This is a genomic window from Bacillus sp. L_1B0_5 (assembly GCF_000836715.1).
Taxonomy (GTDB): domain Bacteria; phylum Bacillota; class Bacilli; order Bacillales; family Bacillaceae_G; genus Bacillus_A; species Bacillus_A thuringiensis_S.
Genome location: NZ_JXIS01000124.1, coordinates 1 through 24,404 on the forward strand (window position 1 = coordinate 1; position 24,404 = coordinate 24,404).

Below are 24,404 nucleotides of genomic sequence, written 5' to 3' on the forward strand. Positions count from 1 at the left end.
GTGTCCCGTTTTCAGGGTTCACTTCAAGGCACCGAGGTTTTTTATAATCCGATATAAGGAGATGGATCAACTGCGTTTGTCTTGCCGACATTCCATTCTCCAAGATGAAGTTCGAAGTGTAAATGTTGTCCGTATGATTGGCCCGTGTTCCCCATAAATCCAAGCTGATCGCCTTGTTTTACAGTTTGTCCATTCGATACAGAACGGCTATTCATATGAGCATATACTGTCGTATATGTTTTTCCGTTTATACGGTGAGATAAATACACTACGTTTCCGTAACTAGATGATAATTCTGAACGGATAACAACGCCATCTGCAGCGGCGATAATTGGAACCGTTCCCGAAGCAGCGATGTCAATTCCTTTATGGTTATCTAAAGAACGTACACCAAATCCGGAAGTTTTTGATCCAGCTGCTGGTTTGATAAAGCCACCGATATTTGTATCATGTGGTGTTGGGGCTGCTTGAGTTGCTTGAGCAGATTTAGTAGCTTGTTGTTTGCGAGCCTCCTCTGCCTGGCGAGCTTCTTCCGCTTTACGAGCTTCTTCGGCCCGTTTTTCTTCTTCAATTGCTTTTTGAACAGCTTGACGCTGATTTTCTAAAATGCCTTTGGATTCTTCTAATCCTTCAATCTCTGAATCTACTTTTGCTACTTTCGTATGTAGATCGTTAATAAGAGTTTGTTGCTGTTGTTGGTTATTTTGTAATTCTTGCTGTTTTTGTTCTAGTTTTTGCTCAGATTCTTTCAGTTGTTGTTCTTTTTTCTCAACAGCCTCTTTTTCTGTAGTTACAGCATTTTGATCAGATGTTTGTTTTTTTACAATATCTGTATCATTGTTTAATATTAAACTTACGGAGTACATATTATCAACAAGATCGGCAATATTTGAAGAATTTGTTAGTACCTCTGTAATGATATTTGTACGAGGTTTTTCTTGCATAGATTGTAATCGTTGTTTAATAACTTCCTGACGTGTATCTATGTTTGTTTGTAATTGTTCAATATGTTTCTTTTTGTCAGTAATTACTTGTTGAGTTTTGCTAATTTCTTTTTTTGTATCGTTTAATTCAGCCTCGTTTTTATTAATAGAAGTAGTTAATTCATCGATTTTCTTCTGTAATTCTTGAATTTCTTTTTCTATTTGTTCTTTCTCGACTGATTTATTTTGTAAGTCACTTTGTTTGCCTTCTAATTCAGATTGAATGTTAGATAATTTATCTTGATTTGTTTCAGCGTATACGGGTGAAAGTAACGGGGAAGCAAAAATCGTTCCTGCTGCTAAAACACTAAACGCTGCAAATTTCTTTTTCATAGTTGTCTGACTCCTTTCCCTATGAATGTTATATATCATAAGAAGAAGAGTGTCTATCGTTGTAATCATAATGTAAAGAAAACTTTATAAAATTGCTAAGTTTTGTCGGAATTTATCATTTTTCAACTTTAATTGTCATAGTACTTACATGTTATTTACTTGTGTAACAAAGGTATATTTTGGGATTTATCTGTGAAATTAAGGAGAAAACTAAGAGTTTTTATGAGGTGAAATATTACTTGAAAAGCTAATAAAACACTAGCGAGGAATCGTTCTCATGTGAGGTTTTCTGACATGAGTCTACTTTTTGTCAAGAAAATTATTTGCGTTCGGGCAAACTTATTTTGTTGTCAGATTTTAATTTTTGATTTATGATTTTTAACAGGGACAAAATGTAGTGAATTGTCGAATAATATGTAATACTCTTAATTTCAAGTTTTATAGAGATAGAATGAGAGATAGAGTGAAACATCGAAGAGGGGGTTACAACAAATATGAAAAGAATAGGACTTGCATGGCAAATATTAATAGGACTTGCGCTTGGTATTGCAGTTGGGGCGATTTTCTTTGGCAATCCGGCGGTAGTGAGTTATTTACAACCAATTGGTGATATTTTCATCCGATTAATTAAAATGATCGTTGTACCGATTGTTGTAGCAAGTATTGTTGTTGGGGTTGCTGGTGTTGGCGATGTAAAAAAATTGGGCCGACTAGGCGGAAAAACAATTATTTACTTTGAAATTATTACAACAATTGCAATTATTGTCGGTCTATTAATTGCGAATATTTTCCAACCAGGAAAAGGCGTAAATATGGAGCAGTTAACAAAGACAGATATTTCGAAATATACACATACGACAGAGCAAGTACAAAGTCATTCATTTGCAGATACATTTGTAAATATTGTTCCAACGAACATTATGAAGTCATTAGCTGACGGAGATATGCTTGCTATTATCTTCTTCTCTGTATTATTTGGTTTAGGTGTAGCAGCAATTGGTGAAAGAGGAAGACCGGTTCTTCAATTTTTCCAAGGTGTAGCTGATGCGATGTTTTACGTAACAAACCAAGTTATGAAATTTGCACCATTTGGTGTGTTTGCGCTAATTGGAGTTACAGTTTCTACATTTGGTCTTGCTTCATTAATTCCATTAGGAAAATTACTAATTGTTGTATATGGAGCAATGATCTTCTTCGTTGTAGTTGTCTTAGGACTTACAGCGAAAATATTTGGAATTAACATTTTCCAATTCTTTAAGATTTTAAAAGACGAGCTGATTTTAGCATATTCTACAGCAAGTTCAGAAACAGTTTTACCAAAAATCATGGAGAAAATGGAGAAATTCGGTTGCCCGAAAGCAATTACATCTTTCGTTATTCCGACAGGTTATTCATTTAACTTAGATGGATCAACTTTATATCAAGCAATTGCGGCTATTTTCTTGGCGCAAATGTACGGTATTGAGTTATCTATTACGCAACAAATTACATTATTACTTGTATTAATGGTTACATCAAAAGGTATTGCAGGTGTACCGGGCGTATCATTCGTTGTATTATTAGCGACACTTGGTACAGTAGGTATTCCACCTGAAGGTTTAGCGTTCATTGCTGGTATTGACCGTATTTTAGATATGGCTCGTACAGCAGTTAACGTTGTAGGAAACTCTTTAGCAGCTGTAGTTATGTCTAAGTGGGAAGGTCAATATGACGCTGAAAAAGGACAAGCTTATTTGAAAGAGATTTCTGAAAAAGGTCAAGCAGCTTAATTATAATATGAACAAGCTCTCACATAATATGTGGGAGCTTTTCTGTATATAGAAGAGGAGCAGACATAATGAAACGTAAATATGGTGATGGTTCTTCGTGGAAGAGACTAATAGAAAAGGGTTATACGGTTAAGCAAGTAGAAGAGGGAATGCTCGGAATACTGGATATAAAAAAGGTGAGAGAGCCTAGTTGTAAAGAATATGATGGTAAAGAAATTTGTATTGCAGGTAATGGGTATACATGGGTTCAATATTTTATTAATGGAAAGAACTTTACGATTACAGCTATGTTAGATGATAGGCACAATTTAGTGCAATATTATATTGATGTGACGAAAGAATATGAAATAGATGACCGTGGTTTACCGTATTTTGATGATTTATATTTAGATGTAGTATTATTACCTAGCGGTAAGGTGTATGTATTAGATGAAGAGGAGCTAGAGGACGCTTATAAAAGTGGCGATGTCACGAAGGAAGATTATGAGCTAGCTTGGTACACGACGAAATGGATATTAGCAACAATAAAAAATAGTGAATTTTATTGGATTTCAATATTGGAAGAAGAAATCGAAAAGTTAAAATGATTATTGTATTCAAATTTTTGTATAATTACCAAAAAAATCTATACAAAAAATAATTGACTTTTGTTTTGTAAGCGAGTAAAGTTAGGGAAGAAATTATTATTAAAAAATAAATATGAAACCTTCTTATAAAGAGAGGCGGAGGGACTGGCCCTACGATGCCTCGGCAGCGGACTCGATTTCAGAGTGCTGTGCCAAATCCAGCAAGCGTGTGCTTGAAAGATGAGAAGAGTGTTTCTTATAGATGTATAAGACCTCTTCTCGTCGGAAGAGGTCTTTTGTTATTCATTAGAAAAAAGGTTGAAACTAGGGAGAGATGGTACTTTGAAAGAAACGAGAGGAAATGGTTTAGCTTTATTACCACTTGGGATATTTTTGGCGCTATTTATTGGTTCTGGAATTATTACAGGTGATTTCTATAAATTGCCGATACTTGTAGCGATTTCAATTGCTGTAGGAGTCGCTTTAGTGATGAATCGTAAAGAAAGTTTTAATGTGAAAGTCGAGCGGTTCGCTAAAGGTGCAGGAAATCCGGATATTATGATTATGGTATTAATTTTTGTGCTTGCAGGTGCATTTTCTGAAACTGCTAAAGGAATGGGTGGAGTAGACTCAACTGTTAATTTAGCGTTAACTATTTTGCCACCAGGATTTATCGTAGCTGGAATCTTTGTTATTGGTGCATTTATTTCATTAGCGATGGGAACATCAATGGGAACAATTGCAGCATTAGCACCGATTGCTGTAGGTATTAGTGGTCAAACTGATATCTCAATTGCACTTGCGATGGCTACTGTTGTTGGCGGAGCGATGTTTGGTGATAATTTATCATTTATTTCAGATACAACAATCGCAGCTGTTCGTTCACAAGGAACAGAAATGAAAGATAAGTTTAAAACGAACTTTTTAATTGTATTACCAGCGGCTATTATTACAATTGTACTATTAGTAATAGTTACTTCAGGAAGTGATACGCAGATTAAAGCGCATAGCTTTGAGTGGATAAAGATTTTACCGTACGCAGGAGTACTTATTACAGCGCTACTTGGCTGGAATGTACTTATTGTATTAACTGGTGGAACTGTACTATCTGGTGTTATCGGTCTTATAGATGGAAGTTACACGTTAGAAAGTTTCTTTAAAAGTGTAACGACTGGAATGGGCGGTATGATGGAGTTAGTGTTACTTGCTATATTAATTGGCGGTATGGTTGAATTAATCCAATATAATGGTGGTATTCAATATTTAATGAATGTATTAACTCGTAATATTCGTTCGAAAAAAGGAGCAGAATTTGGTATTGCTGGTTTAGTGAGTATGACGAATATGTGTACAGCGAATAATACAATTTCAATTATCTTTACAGGCCCGCTTGCAAAAAATATTGCAGATCAATATGAAATAGACCCTCGTAAATCAGCGAGTGTATTAGATCTTTTCTCATGTTGTGTGCAAGGGTTAATTCCATACGGTGCCCAAATGTTAACGGCAGCAGGATTTGCAGCGTTATCTCCGGTTGAATTGTTACCATATGCATTTTATCCAATTTTAGTTGGAGTATGTGGGATTGTTTCTATTTTAATTGGGTTTCCAAGGTTTTCGAAAGTAGCTGAGAAAAAAGAGTATCATAAAACAGCTTAATTTAATATGAACGTTAGTAATTAAAAAACGTGCAGAGAATAGACTCTGCACGTTTTTTTTTGCGTAAAGGGCTGAATATGACTCGGTCTTAAGTCTGAGTTAAAAACGGTTCTTAAGCTCGTTATGGAAAGATGAAAAAATAGTTAAGATAAGAGTATCAAATCGAAGGGAGGCAAGCACAAGATGAAACAATTTCTAGCGTTTATCGCAGCCGGTATTTTGGCTTTAATTGCTCTTGGTAGTCTTGCTGGTATTGTAGGATTCGCAATCGGAGCAGGAGTTGTATATTGGAGCTATAAATCATTTGTGCGAGCTAAGTCATTTTTTGGAAAGTTAGCTTGGGGTATTGTTGGTTTAATCGGTTTATCCATTGCACTTTCTCATTCACCAGCATTAATCGGTATCGCTGCTTTAGTGGTTTTATACTACGGATACCGTGAGTGGAAAAAAGAAAAAGATGTAGTTGTTGAGTCTGCTCCAGAAAGTTCTAAACCATATAGCAACTTTGAAGATGAGTGGAACAAATTAATGAAAAACTAAAACAATAAATCAAATTATAAATAAAGTAGAAGAGAGGAAGATTTATAATGAAACAATCTTTATTCGGACGTGTACGCGATGCAATTTTAGCTGATTTTCATAATGTGTTAGATGAGAAGGAAAGAAAAAATCCAATTGCGATGTTAAACCAATATTTACGTGATAGTGAGCGTGAAATAACAAAAATTGAGAAGTTAATTGAACGTCATAAAACATTAAAATCTAACTTTGCTCGTGAGCTTGAGCAAGCACGCTATTTCGTTAACAAAAGATCAAAGCAAGCTATCATTGCTCAAGAAGCAGGCGAATTACAATTGCACGAACGTGCTTTAGAAGAGGTAGCTTATTATGAAGGGCAAGTAACTCGATTAGAAGAAATGTATGCAGGTGTTGTAGAGCAAATTGATGAGTTAGAGCGTCGTCTTTCTGAAATGAAAAATAAATTAAAAGAAATGCACGCAAAGCGTATGGAACTAATGGCACGTGAAAATATGGCACATGCAAATCGTCGTATGAATACTGCGATGCATAAAATGGATGAAAATAATCCGTTCTTACGATTTGAAGAAATTGAAGATCACATTCGTGACTTAGAAACTCGTATGAATGAAGAGCATGAGCGTGACACATTTGATATGAAAATTGCAAAACTTGAGCGTGAAATGAAGGAAAAGAATGATGTATCGTTAACGAAAGAGTTAACAAAATAATAGTAGTATATTATAAAACAGGCTTATGATATAGTGATAGGAGAAAAGGTGTTGGAAAGCAATGCCTTTTCTTCTATGTATATGTGACAAGAAGGGGGGGAGCTGAAATGAAGAAACATTTTTCAAAGACACAATTAATGGGGATGCTCCTCATCATATTTGGATTCGGTCTTTTTCTTGATATGATACTTGGACATTTTGAACCAGGTGGTCTCATTTTTGCATTTATTATGCTTATGTTTGGAAGGCATTATCGTAAAAAGAATCGTTATGTACGGGGAAATGTATTTTTATTTGTTGGTGGTATCGTATTTTTATTCTTCTTATTTTCATCAGCAGCATTTGTTCTTGTCGTATTTGCTTGTTTAGCTTTAATTGGTTATCAATTGATTCAACAAGGACATCAGCAAAAAGCAATGAAGGTTGAAATTAAAGAAAAAGGGATTATAGACGAAGAGAAGCAAATATATCGTACAGAACCATATTTGAAAAATATGTTTGTAGGCAATGTACGAATGATGGATCATATTTATGAACTTGAGGATATTAATGTTCAATATGGTGCTTGTGATGTGGAAATGGATTTAACAACTGCTATGATTCCAGAAGGAGAAACAGTAATTGTTATTCGAGGTGTCGTTGGTAATATTCGTTTATATGTGCCATATGATATTGAACTTTCTTTAAATCATTCTGTTCTTGTCGGCCGTGTGCTCTTGCCAGGTCATGAAGAGACAGGGTTTAACCGCAATGTTACATTTAGAACAGAGCAGTATAAAGAGGCTCCTCGTCGTATTAAAATTATTTCTTCGCTTGTCGTAGGCGACACGGAAGTGAGGAAAGTATAATGAAGAAACAAAAAAATATTTCGTGGATGTATATTCGTTATTCTATGTTGTCCTCTGTTAGTATCGCACTCATTTGTACAATTGTATATGTATGGAAAAGCGAGCAACAAGTGTATGATTTATTATGGAAGGAATCCATCGCTTCTGTTCCAATTGGCTTGTTTATTATGACTACAAGTTTACTTATCGGGGGAATTGTAGGATATGCAATCGGTTACTATATAGAGCAGCGTATACAAGGATTAAATACTTTTCTATTTGAAGTAGAGCGAGGGAATTTTCCGAGCGATGTTTCGTTTACTGCAGATGATGAATTTCATGAAGTGGAACGAAAAGTAATCGCTCTGGCTCGTCGATTAGAGGAGCAAGCGGGACTCTTTCAAAAAGTAACGAATGAACGAGCTCATTGGAATGAAGAGATGAGACAAGAAGCGATATCTCAAGAAAGGCATCGTTTAGCAAGGGAGTTGCATGATTCAGTAAGTCAGCAGCTTTTCGCAATGTCGATGATGATGTCAGCGATTAATGAACAAATAACTGAATTTCCAGATGTGACAAAAAAACAATTACAACTTGTTGAAAATATGGTTGTAAATGCTCAATCAGAAATGAGAGCATTGCTCCTTCATTTACGTCCTGTACAATTGGAAGGAAAGAAACTGACAGAAGGTATAGAGGAATTATTAACGGAATTATCGCGAAAACAACATATGAAAATTGAATGGCTTATTGAGCCAATAGAATTAAAAAAAGGTGTAGAAGATCATTTATTCCGTATTGTGCAAGAAGCGCTATCAAACACGTTGCGACACGCGAAGGCAAAGAAAACAGAAGTGCGCCTTCGAAAAATTGATCAATATGCGATTTTAAAAATCATTGATGACGGTGTTGGGTTTGAAGTAGGCGTTAATAAAGCCGGTTCCTATGGCTTAAGATCGATGCAAGAGCGTGTTCATGAAATTGGTGGGACACTCAAGGTACTTAGTTTCCCGGCCAAAGGTACACAAATAGAAGTGAAAGTACCGATTATGCTTGAGAGAGGGGGAGAAGTATGATAAAAGTATTGCTTGTCGATGATCATGAAATGGTTCGTATGGGTGTATCGGCATATTTATCTACACAGCCAGATATTGAAGTAGTAGGGGAAGCTGAAAATGGAAAAAAAGGATCAGAATTAGCACTGCAATTAAGACCGGATATTATTTTAATGGATCTTGTTATGGATGAGATGGATGGTGTCGAAGCAACACGTGCTATTATTCAAGAATGGCCAGAAGCAAAAATTGTAGTTGTAACAAGCTTTTTAGATGACGAAAAATTGTATCCTGTTATTGAGGCTGGGGCGACTAGTTATTTATTAAAAACATCAAGAGCAAGTGATATTGCAGATGCTGTACGAGCTACTTATGATGGAGAAACAGTATTAGAGCCGAAAGTTACCGGGAAAATGATGTCCCGTATGCGTCAAAAGAAAGAGCAACCTTTGCATGATGATTTAACGGAAAGAGAGTTTGAGATTTTGTTATTAATTGCAGAGGGAAAAAGTAATCAAGAGATTGCGGATGAGTTATTTATTGCACTGAAAACGGTAAAGACACATGTGAGTAATATATTAAATAAATTGAATGTAAGTGATCGTACTCAGGCAGTTATTTATGCATTTAGACATCAATTAACGAAGTGATAAAGTGAAACTTTAATTGGCGGGGGGATTCCTCGCTAATTATTGGCTCGCTACAATATAGATTTGGCGTTAAAACCATTGAATGTTTTTATTGACGATAAATATTGTAAGCGTTATCATTGAGGTGTTAACAGTACATATAAAGGGGAGAATGTATATGTTAGTTCAAACTATATTCGGAATGGATAAGTCTAAAAAATTAGGGGATTATGTGAACGCATTACAAGCACTTTGTGAACAATATAATGTTGAAACAGATAAAATTGCGATTATTGAGGCAACAGAGGAATACTATTTATTTTTAGTAAAGCAAGAAGAGCACTATGATGTTGTCAAGGTAGAAACAGTTGATACGAATATTGAATATTATACGAAAGCTTATAAAATAAGCAGTTTTAATCATACTGCTTATCAAATGTAAAAAAACTCCCTTTTGGGAGTTTTTTTAGGAGGCTTTTACTTCGTTAGATTCGGTTAGTAATGGAACTTTTTTCGTACCGCTTAACTTAGCGATTGCAAGGCCAATAAGAGCTCCTGCTAATGCTGGTATTAGCCAGCCGATTCCTTCATTATATAAAGGGATAAATTCAAAATATGGTGTGATGAATGAAACTGAAATACCACCTTGTTTTAATCCATCAAATACGCTCACTACAGCTGCTCCGATTAAAGCACCTACATAAACAGAGCGATATCCACCGAAGTATTTATGAAGTAACGATAGTAGTACGAGTACAATCGCAATTGGATACACAACAAGTAGAATTGGAACAGAGATTGCGATAATTTTCGTTAAACCTAAGTTGGCAACTAATAATCCTAATGCGCAAATGATACTCGCGAACGTTTTGTATGAGAATGTAGTCAATAATGTTGAAAAATATTGGCTGCACGCAGATACGAGTCCAACGCATGTCGTTAAACAAGCGAGTGTAACGATAAGAGATAATAGGAGCAAACCGTACGGACCGAATAATTGTTGTACGATAACAGTAAGTAGCTGTCCACCATTTTTTGCATATCCGAGAGAGACACTAGTTGCCCCAAGCCAGCCGAGTGCACCATATACAAGTACGAGTCCTGTAGCGGCAATAAGCCCTGCTTTTGCTGTGGCGATGGCAATGGACTTACGATCATTCACACCTTTAGAGCGAATTGCATTTACAACGATAATTCCAAATGCAAGTGCTGAGATGGTGTCCATTGTTAAGTACCCTTCCATAAAGCCTTTGAAGATTGGAGAAGTTTGATACTCTTGCATAGCTGGTCCTGATTGCCCAAGTGGTGTAAAGACACTTTTAACAAACAATAAGAAAATTGAGAGTAATAAAATAGGTGTTAATATATTTCCAATACGATCGACAAGTTTAGATGGATTTAAACTCAGCCAAAATACGAAAGTAAAGAATATAATTGTATATACAAATAGCACTAGGCTGCTAGAGCGGATTGTTTCTGGTAAGAAAGAACTAACACCCATTTCATAAGCGACATTTGCAACACGTGGGATGCCCATGGATGGACCGATGGCAATGTATACAACTACTGTAAAGAAAATTCCGAATAATGGATGGACATGACTCGCGAGTTGCTGCATCCCATTTCCTGATAGAGAAATTGCGATAACAGTTAGTAGTGGTAAGCCAACTCCTGTTAGTAAAAATCCAATCATTGCTGGCCAAAAGTTTTCACCTGCGTTTTGTCCAAGCATGGGAGGGAAAATTAAATTACCTGCCCCAAAAAATAAAGAAAATAGCATAAGACCCGTGAAAAAAATATGTTTTTTTGATACAGTGTTCATTGTTTTTCCTCCTTTTTTAAATTCATTTGTAAGAACACAAAAAACTCGTCCCTAAAGAAAGGGACGAGTTATATTTACCCGCGATACCACCCTAATTTATACATGTAGAAATAAATCTATATGTATACGGCTTTGCAACGTACAACATGATACGTGTTCCTTGTAACGGGGGACGGCCGGTAAGAACTTACTGTAACATTCGGTTCTACTTCTCGGAGATGATTTTCGGTTACGCACTGAACGTTGGCTTTCAGCAAATTGCCAACTCTCTGGGGAACAGTTCTATAACGTACTCGTTCTCGTCAATGAATTTTTATTCAAGTATTCTGACAGTATTGTTGCATGTTTTTTTTAGAAAGTCAATATGTTTTTTGAAAGATATATTTATATACGGAAATATCGAAAGTAAAATTCGTTGTTGCAAAAGGAATAATGAATTGTAAAATGGGAGTAAAAATTTGCGGAGAATTGTAAAATTTATAGAGAAAGTTGATATTTATAGGAGTAAAGAAGGGATTATTTGAATTTACAGAGAATATTACAACAATCCACTTGCTGGAAAGAACAAACCAAAAGAGGTGACTGAAATGCTTGCGATGGGAGTATTATTTGGCATTATTGCTATAATTGGTTTTATGTGGTTATATTATTCGCGTTCGTTTAAACAAGCAGAAGTTTTACTCTTTCAAAAAGGTAGTTTGTTGACAAATCAGTCTAGATATTTAGTATGTCCGAAGTGTGGAAGTGCACAGGCCAGAAGTGGAGGATATCAAGAGTGTTGCAAAATTAGATTATGAAAGAAAGGAAGCCTCACATTATTTTGTGAGGCTTCCTTCCTTACAACTTCATGGCGCTCCAAATTGTCCATCGATCTCTTTCAATAATAGGAGAGACGTTTTGTAATGCGGTCTGTATATGTTGTAGAAGTTGAGAAAGTTCATCATCTGTTAACTCATATAGAATGGATCGACCTGTTCGAGGAGATAAATCTTGTAGCAATGCTTCTACAGAATCATGTATTTTTCGTACTTCCCATTGTGTTTGTGTGGGAAGTACGTGAAGAGAATGTTTTTGTAATTCTTTCTGTATCGTGTTAGTTTTTGGACGTCTTTTTGACTCTATTTCAATGAGTTTTGGAAATATAGAGAAAAAATATCCACGAATGTGTTCGGGACTTCCTGGAACTGTACAATCTTCAATCGTTCGATCTTGTAAAATGAGTACACCGTTTTTATTTAATATACGAGAAGCTTCACATAAAAATGTAGGAATGTCTTGTAAATGATGAATAACTGCGCGCGAAATAACTATGTCGAATGTTTCATTAGGGTATGGGATATTATGTGCATCACCGTGGATGAATGAAATATTTGGAAAGTTGTTGCAATTTTCTTTTGCAGCTTGTAATATTTCTTTTGAAAAATCAAGTCCCACAACATTTTTAGCTCCCATAAGAGCAAGTTCTTTCGTATAAATCCCGCCACCGCAGCCAATATCAATTATTTGCTTGTTTTGTATGTCTGTAATGTTTGTTACCATTTCAGCCCAAGAAATATGAGCGTTTCTTGTTGCGTATGTGTATTTATTATTTGCATCATGAAAATTAATGGACATGATAAAGACCTCCTTTCAATGATTAGTATAACTTATTTAATAGGATGTCACGTTTTTGTTTTATGTATGAAGATTATAAGAATTTCTTATCGTAAAAGGAGGATTAATTTGAAAGGGAAATATGTATTGTTGTTATTTGTTATGTTACTAGCAGCTTGTGGTCAAGCTGATCAAAAAAAAGAAACAAAAAAAGTAGAAGAGACGGTGAATGAAGTGAAAGAAACAATAGGGGTAACCGTTATACAAAAAAAACATAAAGAGAAAAAGTTGCAGGAATCAGAAGCGAAGTTAGTAATAGATATTTTGGATAAAGCTGAGAAACAAGAAATAACCGGAAGCTTCGGTGAACCTGAATATGAAATACAAATTAGTAGAGATGGGAAAAAAGAAACTTATTATGCATGGTTAAGGGGAGAAGATAGACGAGGATGGGTGCAATATAAGAAAGCTATGTATATGTTGAATGAAAAAGATACGGAAAAGCTTCTGGCTATATTTCCAAATGTTTCAGAACAAAAAGAATATGAGATGCAGGTAGGTCCTTTAACGGAAGTAACAAAAAAAGATTTGCAGATTACTGCGTTTCATATTAAAGCAGGCGATCAAAATGTGAATTATATGGTACGGTATACGATTTCACAATCACTATACAACAAGTTAGTGAAGGAACAAGAATATTATTTGCAACTCACTTTCCCAGAAAAAGTTCAAAAATTAATTGGAGCAAAAGAGAGTGAAATGATTTTAGGTAAAAAAGTAAAGGAAGGGTATAAGCAATATGAATTGCATGCTACCGTTCCGATAAAAGGTGCTTCAGAATCACAATTAAAATCATTAGAAACATATTACGAAAAGTATGATTTAAAAATATTAAACAGTGAAAAAGAAAAAATAGGCGTGTTTCAAAATATAATTCAAATCGTTAAAGAGTATGGTGAAAAAATGAATTTTCAAAGATAAAGTGAGACTTTAATCGGAGGAGGATACTCATTTTTCATTGATTAATAGTCTTTGCCAATTCGGCGTTGACTCCCGCTTAACTTCTTTGTTCCAACTGAATTTTGAGGTAAGATCCTTATTGGCTGTAACTGAATTGAAATTCTATGTAGCCTTTCCTAGGAAATGATAATAGAGAGGGGGAAGAACCCCTCTCTATTATTTTGCTTTTGCAGATGGCTCATTCATTGATTTTCGTGTAATAAGAAATGAAATCATAAGAGCGGAAAGAATGATAAGAGTGATAAGTAAGTGATTTGGCAACCAATCTAATAATAATACATAGCTCACTGTATAAAAAATAAGAGTTGAAGCTAAAAATGATAAAACACCTATTATGAGAGATTGTAAATTCATTCGTATGCACCTCCTTTATTTGTATTTTTGGCTAAAAATGGATTAAATAAACATTATTTCTAACAATAGAAAAAAATATGTCATAATAGAGGCAAGAATAATTTTTGATGGGCTTTTATGACTCGTCACAGGGGGTTAAAGGAGAGAGAGATGAAAAATAATAAAAAAGGATTATGGGGAATTATTGTTGCCATAGGATTATTTTTGCTGTCTAAGTTAAAGTGGATATTTGCAATTTTTAAATTAGCAAAGTTTTCAACGGTATTTAGTATGTTTCTATCGCTTGGCGCATACGCAGTTATATATGGTTGGAAATTTGGAGTGGCGCTCATTTATTTGTTGTTTGTTCATGAAATGGGCCATTTATGGGCTGCGAAAAGAAAAGGGATCCCAACATCGCCAGCGATCTTTATTCCATTTATGGGGGCTCTTATTGGAATGAAAGAGATGCCGAAAAATGCAAAAGATGAAGCTTACATTGCCTATATGGGTCCGCTTTTCGGACTTCTGTCATTTTTGCCAGCGATACCGCTTTATATAATGACGAAAGAGCCATTTTGGGCGCTTGTTATTTTGCTTGGAAGTATGATTAATTTCTTTAATTTAATTCCCGTTTCGCCGCTAGATGGTGGGCGAATTATTTCAGTTGTCAGTACTAAAATTTGGGGAGCGGGCCTTATTTTATTACTTGGCTATTCAATTTACTTTAAAAGTATTTTGGGAGGATTTATTGTTATTATCGGTTGTATGGAATTATATAGAGTGATAAAGAGAGATGAGCCGATTAAGGAATTAGGGCATAAAATTGATGGGATGAAAGAATATGTTGCTAGGCTTGAAGAGGAATTAAAAGAAACGGGTGCTGTACATCGGACTATATACATGATGCATCATGAGATGAATGCATTAGGACAAAGAGAACGGGAAAAAGAGTTACAAATAGGTGAACTTCAAAAAATGGAAGTGTTAGAGTATCTTTTACCGAAGTTCGAACCATTAGATTATGTTCCATATGAAGATGAAAAAGATGAGTATACTATTCACATAAGAGAAGCATTTGAAGCGTCAGAAAGAAAATTAAATGAATGGAAAACAGAAAAGGAACAACAAGAAAACTATTATAAAGTGGATACGAAAACGAAATGGACAGTATTTGCTTGTTATATCGGATTAATAGCTATACTTGGTTATACAGCTTATGAAGGTTATATTGTTTTACAGGAGCATTTGCCAAGACGAAATGTGTAGAAAAATATTGTCGAAATGATAGGAAGAATTAATACAGGAATTATATTTCTACGAGAGAATGTTACAAGTATAGTCATACATTGTAATATCTTTAGTAGAGAAGGAGTTCTGTATATGAAGAAATTGTTAAGTGTATTCGGGATTATTATCGTAATGATCATTGCGAGTTATAGTCTTATGAAAGTGCTGTTACATTATGCGAATAAGCCTGCTGAGGTAAATACAATAGCTCAAGTAGAAGATGTGCAAGAAGAGACAAAAGTGCTAGATTTTATTCGAATGACACATGAAAGCTATAATAATTTCTTAAATTACGGTAAAGCAGAGAATTATACAGACGGGGATTGGAATCAATTTAAGCAATGGTTTCAACAACAAGAACCATCTTTAAAAAATATACATACGGAAATAAAGAATGAAAAAATAAAACGCGATGTAAATAGAAGCTATGAAATTGTAAAAAAAGGTGTGGAACTTCAAAATATTGAGTATGTAGTGTATGCCCACCGTGTATATCATGACTTGGATATTATCGTAAATAAATATAGAGGTGAAACGAATATCTGGGGGTATACGGAGTTTGGTGATGGGAAAGATAGAAAGGTAATTGAACAAGCTATACAAACAAAATAATAAGCTAGCTAGAATTCTAGTTAGCTTATTTTCTTTTGTAAATGCAATGTTCATATATTATTCACAAAAACAACGTGTTAATAGTGATTAAAATCACAATCTGCATTATAAGATTCAGTTAAACTAAAAACAGTTAAGGAAATAGAGGAGTGGGATACAATGTTAAGTGCAAAAACAATTGAAATCGTAAAGTCAACAGTACCATTATTACAAGAAAAAGGCGTTGAAATTACAACGAGATTTTATCAAATTTTATTTTCGGAACATCGGGAGTTATTGAATATTTTCAACCATACGAATCAGAAAAAGGGAAGACAACAACAAGCGTTAGCGAATGCTGTTTATGCTGCTGCAATGTACATTGATAATTTAGAAGCTATTATTCCAGTTGTAAAACAAATTGGTCATAAGCATAGAAGTTTAGGTATTAAAGCTGAGCATTATCCGATTGTAGGCACATGTTTACTACGTGCCATTAAAGAGGTCGCAGGTGCACCTGATGAAGTTTTAAATGCATGGGGAGAAGCATATGGTGTCATTGCTGATGCATTTATTAGCATTGAAGCAGAGATGTATGAAGAAGCTGCACATAAAGAAGGTGGATGGAAAGACTTCCGCAACTTTGTGATTGTTAAAAAAGTGAAGGAAAGCGATGTTATTACGTCATTTTATTTGAAACCTGAAGATGGAGGGAAAGTTTCTTCATTCATCCCAGGTCAATATGTAACGGTTCAAATCAATATTGAAGGTGAGACATATACACATAATCGTCAATACAGTTTATCCGATGCTCCTGGGAAAGAATATTATCGTATTAGTGTAAAGAAAGAAAAAGGTGTAGATACACCAGACGGTAAAGTGTCTAATTACTTACATGAACATGTAAAAGAAGGAGATATTTTGCCAGTAAGTGCACCAGCGGGAGATTTCGTATTAAAAATGGATTCAACGTTACCAGTTGTACTAATTAGTGGTGGAGTAGGGATTACACCGATGATGAGTATGTTAAATACGTTAATTGAACAAGATTCAAAACGAAATGTATATTTTGTTCATGCAGCAATAAATAGTAATACACATGCAATGAAAGAACATGTTAAGGCAGTAGACAATGAATATGAACAAGTTAAAGCATACACTTGTTATTCTGCACCAACTGAAAAAGATTTGGAAACGAAGAACTTTGATAAAGAAGGATTTATTGAAGCAGAATGGTTACAAACTATTATTCCGACAACTGAAGCAGAATTTTATTTCTGTGGTCCAGTAGCATTTATGAAGCATATAAATGCTGCACTAACTGATTTAGGTGTGAAACAAGAGCATATTCATTATGAATTTTTCGGCCCAGCAACAAGCTTACAATAAGACGGATGAGAATAAACAAAAAAACGAGGTATTTATTTTACCTCGTTTTTTATTTGTTCTCGTAATAAACGGTTAACTGTTTCACGGCGTATGCCTATCAGTTGACCAATTTCAGTTTGTGTTAATATTTCATATATAGGAATGTCATCTAAATATAATGTGAACCATTCTTGTAAACGATGAAGACGTTCTTTTGGTGAGACGGTTGTCAATTGATCAATTCGTTGTTGCATCATTCTTAATTTCGATTGCAATTGCATAGCGATGTTGGCATATGATTCAGGATTTGCTTGAAGTCTCTCATACCATTCACTACTAGTAATTGGTTCCACTTCTGTTTTTATTAAAGCGATAGCTGTACCGTGATATTCTTTCGGTGAAATTAAAGAATGATGAGGTATCGTTTCACCTGGAACGATAATGTTGAATAAAAATGGTGTTCCGTCTTCTTCTAACCGAACTACTTTTAATAAGCCAGTTTTTATAAAGTATAAAGGACCGTCCTCGCCTTGACGGAATAGTACATCTCCTTTGTGTAGAATCAATGTTAGCCCCCCATTAATATGTTTCTATTTCTTCTATTTTAGCGTATATGTATATAGACAATATGCTATTTCAACAGCAATTTCATTGACGAAATGTATGCTATTACAGTAGTATACTATTTAGTGTGTAATAGTACTAGCAATGAATACGCTGTAGGGGGTTTAGTATATTGTTAGATGCGATGAGAATGACGGATATGAGAATTCCGGCGAATGCTATCATTCATGTAGAAGAGATGAAAGGTGGAGTCGTTTTATCCGTTGAAGTAGACGGCCAAATTATTTATACGATGGCTTATGATGAAGAAACAGATAGTTATGCTGAATTATATGATCGAAATGATAAGAGGGCGTGCCAAGTACATGAAGACTTTATGGGATGGTCACTTCTTCACTAAAAAAGATGTCAATATGACATCTTTTTTTATTAAATCGATAGAATATACAAAGAAATGAAATATAAGGATAAAATTTGTAATAATTGATTTTGCATTGTTAGCACTCTGTAACTGCAAGTGAACTATTTTTTCGCTATCATAAAGATAACAGTCGCAGTTATAGGAGTGGTCAACTTGAAGAAAGTACATATTTCAAATTATATGTTATTATGTGTTTGTTTAATTTTATTTGTTCTCCTCGGAGGATTTTTATATTCATGTGTATAAGAAAAACGCATTCTAAAAAGAATACGTTATAAAAGGGAAATAATGATTAATCTAGTTCCAAGAATAATTAACGTAATACGTAATAAATTAATTACGGCGTTACCACTCAGTTTTGTATTAATGTAAGCCCCGATTTTTCCGCCGATCCATGCACCAGGAATAAGGATTAATGCATAAATCCAGCTGACATTTCCAAGTGAGATGTGAGTTGCAGAACTTACAATTGCTGATAGAAATACGATGAACATTGAAGTTGCTACTGCAATATGTGCTGGGAATGCAAAAAGAAGCATCATTGCTGGAACAAGTAAGGCACCGCCACCAATTCCAAATAACCCAGATATAAACCCAACTATAAAGGCAATAAAGATAGCAAGAAACGGTGGGAATTGATAGTGTACAGTATTTCCATCATTATCTGTAAAAGAACGCTTAATTACAGACGTATTTGAGAGGGAAAGAGGTTTTAATTTGTCTCGAAGCATAAGTAGAATTGAGACGAATATAAGGAAAATCCCAAAGTATAAAGAAAATGTGTCTTGGTTTAAAAATTTATTTGCCCATGATCCGATAATACCACCAGGGCCGCTTCCGATAAATAAAATAAGTCCACTTTTATAATCTACTCGTTTATGCTTCATGTAAGTAAGGGTGGAAGATAGCCCTGTAAAAACGACTGTTACCATAGAAGTCCCTACTGCAAGTTGTGGTGATAAACTGTGTAATCCAATTAATAACGGAACAATAATAATTCCGCCTCCAAGCCCAACTAGGCTGCCGACTGTCCCGGCGATTAGTCCGATGAAAAGTAACATGATGTATTCCAAAATTGCCAACTCCTCTAAATAACTTATCCACCAATTATTATACACGCTTTTTAATGAGAAATAGGCTTGTTCACAAAAAAGTCGTCTTCCTAGAAAAATAAGGAAGACGACTTTTGATTAGAAAACAAAATGTAATAGGTAGTAAAACAGAGCAGCTAAAGAAGCTGAAATAGGAAGTGTAATAACCCATGTAATTAACATACGTTTTGCAGTTCCCCATTTTACCCCTTTCACACGGTGAGAAGCACCAACCCCTAAAATAGAAGAAGAGATAACGTGCGTCGTACTAACCGGTAAGTGAATGAATGTTGCACCGAAAATAACAAGTGATGATGATAAATCGGCAGCTACACCATTTACAGGACGAATTTTCATAATTTGTCCACCGACAGTTTTAATAATTTTCCATCCACCGACAGAAGTACCAAGCCCCATTGCGATAGCACAAGATAATTGTACCCAGAACGGAATATCGCTAGAAGTATGATAGTTATTAGCCATAAGAGCCATCGTAATGATACCCATTGCTTTTTGTGCATCATTCGTACCGTGTGTATAGGCTTGTAATGCTGCAGTGAAAATCTGGAATATACGAAAGTTTTTGTTCGTTTTCGTTAAGTTAAAGTTTTTAAAGACCACTTTAAAAATACTGTATACGATATAACCAATAACGAAAGCGATAATTGGTGAAATGATTAAAGCTTCAAGAATTTTAATGAATCCTTTAAGGTTTAATGAGCTAATACCAGCAGCAGCAATGGCTGCACCTGCGATTGAGCCAATAATTGCATGCGAAGAACTACTTGGGATACCGTAGTACCAAGTAATTAAGTTCCATGCTATCGCCGCAAGTAAAGCAGCTAAAATTACAAGAGAACCATTTTGTAAAGCAAATGGGTCAACGATATCTTTTGTAATCGTTTTTGCTACACCTGTAAATGTCATTGCACCTAAAAAGTTCATAATAGCTGCCATAATAATTGCATGTCTAGGCTTTAGAGCTTTCGTTGAAACAGCCGTTGCAATAGCGTTTGCTGTATCGTGAAATCCATTGATAAAGTCAAAAGCTAAAGCGCAAATGACTACTAAAACGGTCAGTATCAAGAGTGTATCCATGATCAAACTCCTTACGCGTTCTTCATAATAATTGTTTCTAATACGTTTGCAACGCTTTGACAGCTATCAGCTACTTCTTCAAGCTCTTCGTAAATCTCTTTAAATTGAATAATCTTAATCGGATCTTTCTCACGAGAGAATAAGTGCTTAATCGCATGACGACGAATATCATCGCATTGTGATTCGTAATCCTTAATCTTGATCGCGTTCGTACGAATGTCGACTAACTTCTTTTTAGACAGTAGTTCAACAGAATTTGCAATTTCAATTGCACATTGATTAATTGCTTCTACGAATTTAATCATGTATTCATCAGCTTCTGTAATAGAATACATTTCGAACAGACCAGCACTGTGATCTAATCCGTCTAATACATCATCCATACTCATTGCAAGTTGTAGGATGTCCTCACGTTCAATCGGAGTAATAAACGCTTTGTTTAGCTCCATAATGATTTCGTGAATAAATGAGTCACCTTTTGACTCATACTCTTTCATGCGCATAGAAAACTCTTTTAAATCGCTAGCATTTTTAATTTTATACTCCACGAAAAATTGCGCGCCTTCTTTTAAATTTTCGGAAACATTCATTAACATTTCAGAAAATTTATCTTTTTTTGATTTAAAGACCATTATTGTTACCCCCACAAAAGTAATATATGTAAAATATATTGGCTAATCAATTCTAACAAAAAACTGTCGTTTTTTAAAACATTTTATCGAAAAGTTTACAAAAACTTAACATAACTCTCGTTGTTCTATTAATAATATTAATATCCAATAGTGAATATCTTACTTGTAGAATGTCCTTTTCTTGCAAAAAGTATGAATGTAAAAGAAAAGCTTTACACTATAGGAATGACTACGTTATTATAATAAATTTAAAAGGCGGTATATTCTTCCTTTTAAAAAGAAGAGTGTAAATAAATGAAGGAAGTGAACGAATGAAATTGAAGAACACTCATTTTAAAAAAATGCTTGAGTGGTTCAATAAGAGGAAGAAACTTCGTAATTCATTAATTGTATTGGGAAGTGTACTCGTTACTATATTTATTGCTGTAAATATAATAATTTCCATTCAAGACATATCTGAATTAAAACAAGCTGTTCCACAACCGACTTTAATTTATGATGCAAATAATGAGGTCGCAACTAAATTAGCTTCTTCGAAAACAGAAGGCGTTAAAAGAAAAGATATTCCTGATATTATGGTTCAGGCAATTGTTGCAGTAGAAGATAAGGAATTTTTTAACCATCATGGTATTTATTATAGTGGAATTATAAGTGCAGTTTTTAAAAATATTACAGCAGGAGAAGTTGTAGCAGGGGGAAGTACAATTACACAGCAGCTCGCGAAGAATGTATTTCTGACACAAGATCGTACATTTTCTCGTAAAATAAAGGAATACTTTTTAACGAAAAAAATAGAACGTACTTATACAAAAGATGAAATTATTGAAATGTATATGAATCAAATCTATTTTGGAGAAGGTGCTTGGGGGATAAAAAGGGCAGCTAAATCGTATTTTGATAAAGATGTAAAAGATTTATCAATTTCAGAAGCTGCAACGATCGCGGGCTTAATTAAAGCGCCGTCTGCGTATTCGCCTTATAAAAACTTTAATAAATCAATTGAACGACGTAATGTCGTATTAAGTTTAATGAAGGAACAAGGATATATTTCTGAAGAACAATACAATAAAGAAAAAGAGTCAGGCCTTGTATTAAAACGTGGGGTTGATGATAAATATAAAGGTAAATACTCCCAATATGTAGACTATATAGTTAGGGAAGCGATGGATAAGTATGAATTAACACAAAATGAAATTTTAGCAGGTGGTTATCGTATTTATACAGAGCTTGATCCGAAAAAACAACAAGCTGTAGAAGATGTTGTGAATAATGATAGTTATTTTAAAGATAGTGGCTCAGATCAACTTATGCAAACGGGTGTAGTCCTTATAAATCCCAAAACAGGCGGTGTTCCAGCTTTAGTTGGGGGGAGAGGACCATATCAGTTTTTACAATTTAATCATGCTACGCAATTAAAAAGACAGCCAGGTTCAACATTAAAGCCTCTAGCTGTATATGTACCTGCTTTAGAACAAGGGTATGAAGTATACGATATATTAAAGGATGAACCATTTCATATTAAAGAATATGAACCGAAAAATAGTGATCAGGCTTTTCATGGTAATGTGACAATGTATGAAGCGGTAGCAAAGTCGTATAATGTTTCTGCTGTGTGGTTATTAGAGCAAATAGGATTAGATAAAGGATTGAAATCTTTAGAGCGATTTGGTATTCCATTAGTACCAGAAGACCGTACGTATCCAATTGCTTTAGGTGGGATGCATGTAGGGACATCTCCATTTGTAATGGCCCAAGCATATAGTACATTCGCTAATGATGGGGTTCAAGTAGAGGCTCATGCAATTAGAGAAGTTCAAAATGCTGAAGGGGAAATAATAGGAAAATGGTATAAAAAAGAGACACGAGTGACGAGTGAAAAAATTGCTCAAAAGATGACGTATTTATTAAAAGGTGTAGTCGAAAAGGGAACAGGTGAAAAAGCGAAAGTTAATAATGTTGATACAGCAGGAAAGACAGGGACTACTCAACTTGTAAATGGTCCGAGCGTAGGAGCGAAGGACTCGTGGTTTGTAGGATACACACCAGATTTAGTAGGTGCGATTTGGGTGGGATATGACAAAACAGATAGCGAGCATTATGTGCCAGGTGGTAGTCAAATTACGACGACGATGTTCCGAGACATCATGAAAAAAGCAAATGCAAACCCAGCCCAAAAAGCGTTCCAATTGTCGTTAATATCTGAGGCGGACTATAAAAAACAATTGCAAACAATTGAAGAAGAAAAGAGAAGAAAAGAAGAAGAAAAGAGAAGGCAAGAAGAGGAACAACAAAGGAAAAAAGAACAGCAAGAGTGGTTTGATAAAGTGAAAGAGTGGATTCCATCATTATGGTGAAAAAAGAGGCGAATTTCATTATTCGCCTCTTTCTCATGTGAAAAATAAAGTGAGCTCATAATGAGTGAGATAAATGCTACTATTCATTAAGAGTAATGTTCGTACTGCCAAAGGATTGAGAATCGTATGTGACGATTATTTTTCCTTTACTAATCGGTTCGTAAGGTAATTCTTCTTCATAACTACCATTATTTTCATTATGGATAGACAGCGTGATTTCATCAATTCCTTTATTTGTATACTGATCTTTAATCGATTCAGCAATTTGAAGTAGAGTTTCGTAATTAGAAGCTTTCGTAATAAGCATTCCTTTTATAACTTTTTTTTCATTATTTGTGTAATTGGAATAAAGGATGTCGTTTTGTTTCGTATACAAAAGTTTGTATGGAACTGTTTTTCTCTCTGCTTTTGAAATAGTGGAATATTTTAGAGTTAAAAAAAATCCTACACATAAAATAATGCATATCATAAGTGCAATCCAAATGCGTATCGGTGACATAACTCTCATTTTTCATCCCTCTTTCATATCTTTGACTTCATTATTTATCATACAAAATGAGGATTAAGATAGAGTAAATTTGAGGTAAAGAAACGTAAAGAAGGAGCACTTATCCTCCCAAATAAGTGCTCCTTTTTATTAAAAGAGAGATTTAATACACAGTCAATTAAACATATAACTATAAATATGATTATTTGACGAAAATTAGTAAATTCGGAAGACGGTTAGTACTGCAGTTGTTTCACCTGTATTTGGAATAGAGATAGTATTTGCTGTAGGTTGTACAGAGATTGTTGTACCAGCTGTTAAAGTAATAATCGTTGAGAAAGAAACCGCACTACCGATAACGTTAGTTGAAAAATTACGACTAGGTGGTTGGCCATTAAATGAAAGACCGAAACCAAATGGTGAAGAGCCTGGGAATGTTGTAGATGCGGAGAAGTTAATATCGTATACACCAGTTTCTAAAACAGTTAGAGTATCAGAGCCGTTAAAGGAGAGGTTTGTTAATTCGAATGTTTCATTGAATTGTATATTGCTTCCTGGTGATACTGTTTGTGCATTTGTGTTACCTAAGACAGCTGTAGTTATAGGGATCGGAGTACCTGCTGGTCCTGTTGCGCCAGTAGCACCTTGAGCCCCAGTAGCACCTTGAGC

General features: G+C 34.8%; 26 protein-coding genes, 1 riboswitch and 1 other annotated feature. Of the genes, 16 read left to right on the forward strand and 10 right to left on the reverse strand.

What is annotated here, in order from left to right:
* Nucleotides 1-41 precede the first annotated feature (41 nt).
* The gene (locus tag RT27_RS28840; protein WP_029441822.1) at nucleotides 42-1,316 is read right to left on the reverse strand and encodes a M23 family metallopeptidase; all 1,275 of its coding nucleotides are present in this window, start codon (nucleotides 1,314-1,316) and stop codon (nucleotides 42-44) included.
* A 494-nt stretch (nucleotides 1,317-1,810) separates the two neighbouring features.
* Here RT27_RS28840 and gltP point away from each other — a divergent pair, with 494 nt between their 5' ends.
* The 9 genes from gltP to RT27_RS28885 all read left to right on the forward strand — a co-directional run bounded on the left by gltP (nucleotide 1,811) and on the right by RT27_RS28885 (nucleotide 9,513).
* Nucleotides 1,811-3,085 (forward strand): glutamate/aspartate:proton symporter GltP, encoded by a 1,275-nt coding sequence (gene gltP, locus RT27_RS28845; RefSeq protein ID WP_016082313.1) that lies wholly within the window; start codon nucleotides 1,811-1,813, stop codon nucleotides 3,083-3,085.
* Between the two features lie 68 nt (nucleotides 3,086-3,153).
* Nucleotides 3,154-3,672 carry a DUF402 domain-containing protein gene (locus RT27_RS28850; RefSeq protein WP_043938517.1) on the forward strand — a complete coding sequence of 173 codons (519 nt, stop codon included), beginning with the start codon at nucleotides 3,154-3,156 and terminating at the stop codon, nucleotides 3,670-3,672.
* A 120-nt stretch (nucleotides 3,673-3,792) separates the two neighbouring features.
* A riboswitch (SAM riboswitch) is annotated at nucleotides 3,793-3,898 on the forward strand.
* A 95-nt stretch (nucleotides 3,899-3,993) separates the two neighbouring features.
* On the forward strand, nucleotides 3,994-5,310 hold the full coding sequence (locus RT27_RS28855) for a Na+/H+ antiporter NhaC family protein (RefSeq protein ID WP_016082311.1): 1,317 nt from the start codon (nucleotides 3,994-3,996) through the stop codon (nucleotides 5,308-5,310).
* Nucleotides 5,311-5,493: 183 nt separating this feature from the next.
* Nucleotides 5,494-5,850, forward strand: a complete 357-nt coding sequence (locus RT27_RS28860; protein WP_000808640.1) for a hypothetical protein — start codon at nucleotides 5,494-5,496, stop codon at nucleotides 5,848-5,850.
* Between the two features lie 47 nt (nucleotides 5,851-5,897).
* Nucleotides 5,898-6,560 carry a PspA/IM30 family protein gene (locus tag RT27_RS28865; protein ID WP_000814127.1) on the forward strand — a complete coding sequence of 221 codons (663 nt, stop codon included), beginning with the start codon at nucleotides 5,898-5,900 and terminating at the stop codon, nucleotides 6,558-6,560.
* A 107-nt stretch (nucleotides 6,561-6,667) separates the two neighbouring features.
* Nucleotides 6,668-7,408 carry a cell wall-active antibiotics response protein LiaF gene (liaF, locus tag RT27_RS28870; RefSeq protein WP_029441825.1) on the forward strand — a complete coding sequence of 247 codons (741 nt, stop codon included), beginning with the start codon at nucleotides 6,668-6,670 and terminating at the stop codon, nucleotides 7,406-7,408.
* Nucleotides 7,408-8,463 (forward strand): sensor histidine kinase, encoded by a 1,056-nt coding sequence (locus RT27_RS28875; protein WP_016082309.1) that lies wholly within the window; start codon nucleotides 7,408-7,410, stop codon nucleotides 8,461-8,463. The genes liaF and RT27_RS28875 overlap by 1 nt, the downstream gene beginning before the upstream one ends.
* Entirely contained in the window at nucleotides 8,460-9,092 is a 633-nt protein-coding gene (locus tag RT27_RS28880; protein WP_016082308.1) for a response regulator transcription factor, read from the forward strand. The genes RT27_RS28875 and RT27_RS28880 overlap by 4 nt, the downstream gene beginning before the upstream one ends.
* A gap of 82 nt (nucleotides 9,093-9,174) precedes the next feature.
* Nucleotides 9,175-9,513 (forward strand): DUF3922 domain-containing protein, encoded by a 339-nt coding sequence (locus RT27_RS28885; RefSeq protein WP_140163928.1) that lies wholly within the window; start codon nucleotides 9,175-9,177, stop codon nucleotides 9,511-9,513.
* Between the two features lie 24 nt (nucleotides 9,514-9,537).
* Here RT27_RS28885 and brnQ read toward each other — a convergent pair whose 3' ends face one another.
* Nucleotides 9,538-10,893: a branched-chain amino acid transport system II carrier protein gene (gene brnQ / locus RT27_RS28890; RefSeq protein ID WP_016082307.1), complete on the reverse strand. Its 1,356-nt coding sequence runs from the start codon at nucleotides 10,891-10,893 to the stop codon at nucleotides 9,538-9,540.
* A gap of 56 nt (nucleotides 10,894-10,949) precedes the next feature.
* Nucleotides 10,950-11,208, reverse strand: a binding site (T-box leader).
* A gap of 272 nt (nucleotides 11,209-11,480) precedes the next feature.
* Here brnQ and RT27_RS28895 point away from each other — a divergent pair.
* Nucleotides 11,481-11,690, forward strand: coding sequence for a hypothetical protein (locus RT27_RS28895; RefSeq protein WP_000880630.1), 210 nt, complete (start codon nucleotides 11,481-11,483; stop codon nucleotides 11,688-11,690).
* Nucleotides 11,691-11,730: 40 nt separating this feature from the next.
* Here the strand turns inward: RT27_RS28895 and RT27_RS28900 are convergent, their stop codons facing one another.
* Nucleotides 11,731-12,507: a class I SAM-dependent methyltransferase gene (locus tag RT27_RS28900; RefSeq protein WP_016082305.1), complete on the reverse strand. Its 777-nt coding sequence runs from the start codon at nucleotides 12,505-12,507 to the stop codon at nucleotides 11,731-11,733.
* Between the two features lie 108 nt (nucleotides 12,508-12,615).
* Here RT27_RS28900 and RT27_RS28905 point away from each other — a divergent pair, with 108 nt between their 5' ends.
* Complete coding sequence (locus RT27_RS28905) at nucleotides 12,616-13,467, forward strand: hypothetical protein (protein WP_043938519.1); 852 nt, start codon at nucleotides 12,616-12,618, stop codon at nucleotides 13,465-13,467.
* Nucleotides 13,468-13,662: 195 nt separating this feature from the next.
* Here the strand turns inward: RT27_RS28905 and RT27_RS28910 are convergent, their stop codons facing one another.
* Nucleotides 13,663-13,860, reverse strand: coding sequence for a hypothetical protein (locus RT27_RS28910; protein WP_016082303.1), 198 nt, complete (start codon nucleotides 13,858-13,860; stop codon nucleotides 13,663-13,665).
* A gap of 150 nt (nucleotides 13,861-14,010) precedes the next feature.
* Between RT27_RS28910 and RT27_RS28915 the strand changes: the two genes are divergently transcribed.
* The 3 genes from RT27_RS28915 (at nucleotide 14,011) to hmpA (ending at nucleotide 17,109) form a co-directional block, all read left to right on the forward strand.
* Nucleotides 14,011-15,108 carry a site-2 protease family protein gene (locus RT27_RS28915; protein ID WP_029441828.1) on the forward strand — a complete coding sequence of 366 codons (1,098 nt, stop codon included), beginning with the start codon at nucleotides 14,011-14,013 and terminating at the stop codon, nucleotides 15,106-15,108.
* Between the two features lie 114 nt (nucleotides 15,109-15,222).
* On the forward strand, nucleotides 15,223-15,741 hold the full coding sequence (locus RT27_RS28920; RefSeq protein WP_016082301.1) for a hypothetical protein: 519 nt from the start codon (nucleotides 15,223-15,225) through the stop codon (nucleotides 15,739-15,741).
* 159 nt (nucleotides 15,742-15,900) lie between these two features.
* Entirely contained in the window at nucleotides 15,901-17,109 is a 1,209-nt protein-coding gene (gene hmpA, locus RT27_RS28925; RefSeq protein ID WP_029441829.1) for an NO-inducible flavohemoprotein, read from the forward strand.
* A 32-nt stretch (nucleotides 17,110-17,141) separates the two neighbouring features.
* Here hmpA and RT27_RS28930 read toward each other — a convergent pair whose 3' ends face one another.
* A complete protein-coding gene (locus tag RT27_RS28930; protein ID WP_016082299.1) occupies nucleotides 17,142-17,654 on the reverse strand; it encodes a Crp/Fnr family transcriptional regulator in 513 nt (170 codons plus the stop codon).
* Nucleotides 17,655-17,824: 170 nt separating this feature from the next.
* Here RT27_RS28930 and RT27_RS28935 point away from each other — a divergent pair, with 170 nt between their 5' ends.
* Nucleotides 17,825-18,052 (forward strand): hypothetical protein, encoded by a 228-nt coding sequence (locus RT27_RS28935; protein ID WP_000883009.1) that lies wholly within the window; start codon nucleotides 17,825-17,827, stop codon nucleotides 18,050-18,052.
* 293 nt (nucleotides 18,053-18,345) lie between these two features.
* Here the strand turns inward: RT27_RS28935 and RT27_RS28940 are convergent, their stop codons facing one another.
* The 3 genes from RT27_RS28940 to RT27_RS28950 form a co-directional block, all read right to left on the reverse strand.
* Nucleotides 18,346-19,146 carry a sulfite exporter TauE/SafE family protein gene (locus tag RT27_RS28940; protein ID WP_000455762.1) on the reverse strand — a complete coding sequence of 267 codons (801 nt, stop codon included), beginning with the start codon at nucleotides 19,144-19,146 and terminating at the stop codon, nucleotides 18,346-18,348.
* A gap of 117 nt (nucleotides 19,147-19,263) precedes the next feature.
* The gene (locus tag RT27_RS28945) at nucleotides 19,264-20,262 is read right to left on the reverse strand and encodes an inorganic phosphate transporter (protein WP_000380276.1); all 999 of its coding nucleotides are present in this window, start codon (nucleotides 20,260-20,262) and stop codon (nucleotides 19,264-19,266) included.
* Nucleotides 20,263-20,273: 11 nt separating this feature from the next.
* Nucleotides 20,274-20,894 carry a DUF47 domain-containing protein gene (locus RT27_RS28950; RefSeq protein WP_000231445.1) on the reverse strand — a complete coding sequence of 207 codons (621 nt, stop codon included), beginning with the start codon at nucleotides 20,892-20,894 and terminating at the stop codon, nucleotides 20,274-20,276.
* 311 nt (nucleotides 20,895-21,205) lie between these two features.
* Between RT27_RS28950 and RT27_RS28955 the strand changes: the two genes are divergently transcribed.
* Complete coding sequence (locus tag RT27_RS28955) at nucleotides 21,206-23,248, forward strand: PBP1A family penicillin-binding protein (protein ID WP_043938520.1); 2,043 nt, start codon at nucleotides 21,206-21,208, stop codon at nucleotides 23,246-23,248.
* A gap of 79 nt (nucleotides 23,249-23,327) precedes the next feature.
* Here RT27_RS28955 and RT27_RS28960 read toward each other — a convergent pair whose 3' ends face one another.
* Both RT27_RS28960 and RT27_RS35480 read right to left on the reverse strand, forming a co-directional pair.
* On the reverse strand, nucleotides 23,328-23,756 hold the full coding sequence (locus tag RT27_RS28960; protein ID WP_043938521.1) for a hypothetical protein: 429 nt from the start codon (nucleotides 23,754-23,756) through the stop codon (nucleotides 23,328-23,330).
* A gap of 195 nt (nucleotides 23,757-23,951) precedes the next feature.
* Nucleotides 23,952-24,404 (reverse strand): Gly-Xaa-Xaa repeat protein (locus RT27_RS35480; protein WP_043938523.1); only part of this gene is annotated, 453 nt, incomplete at its 5' end.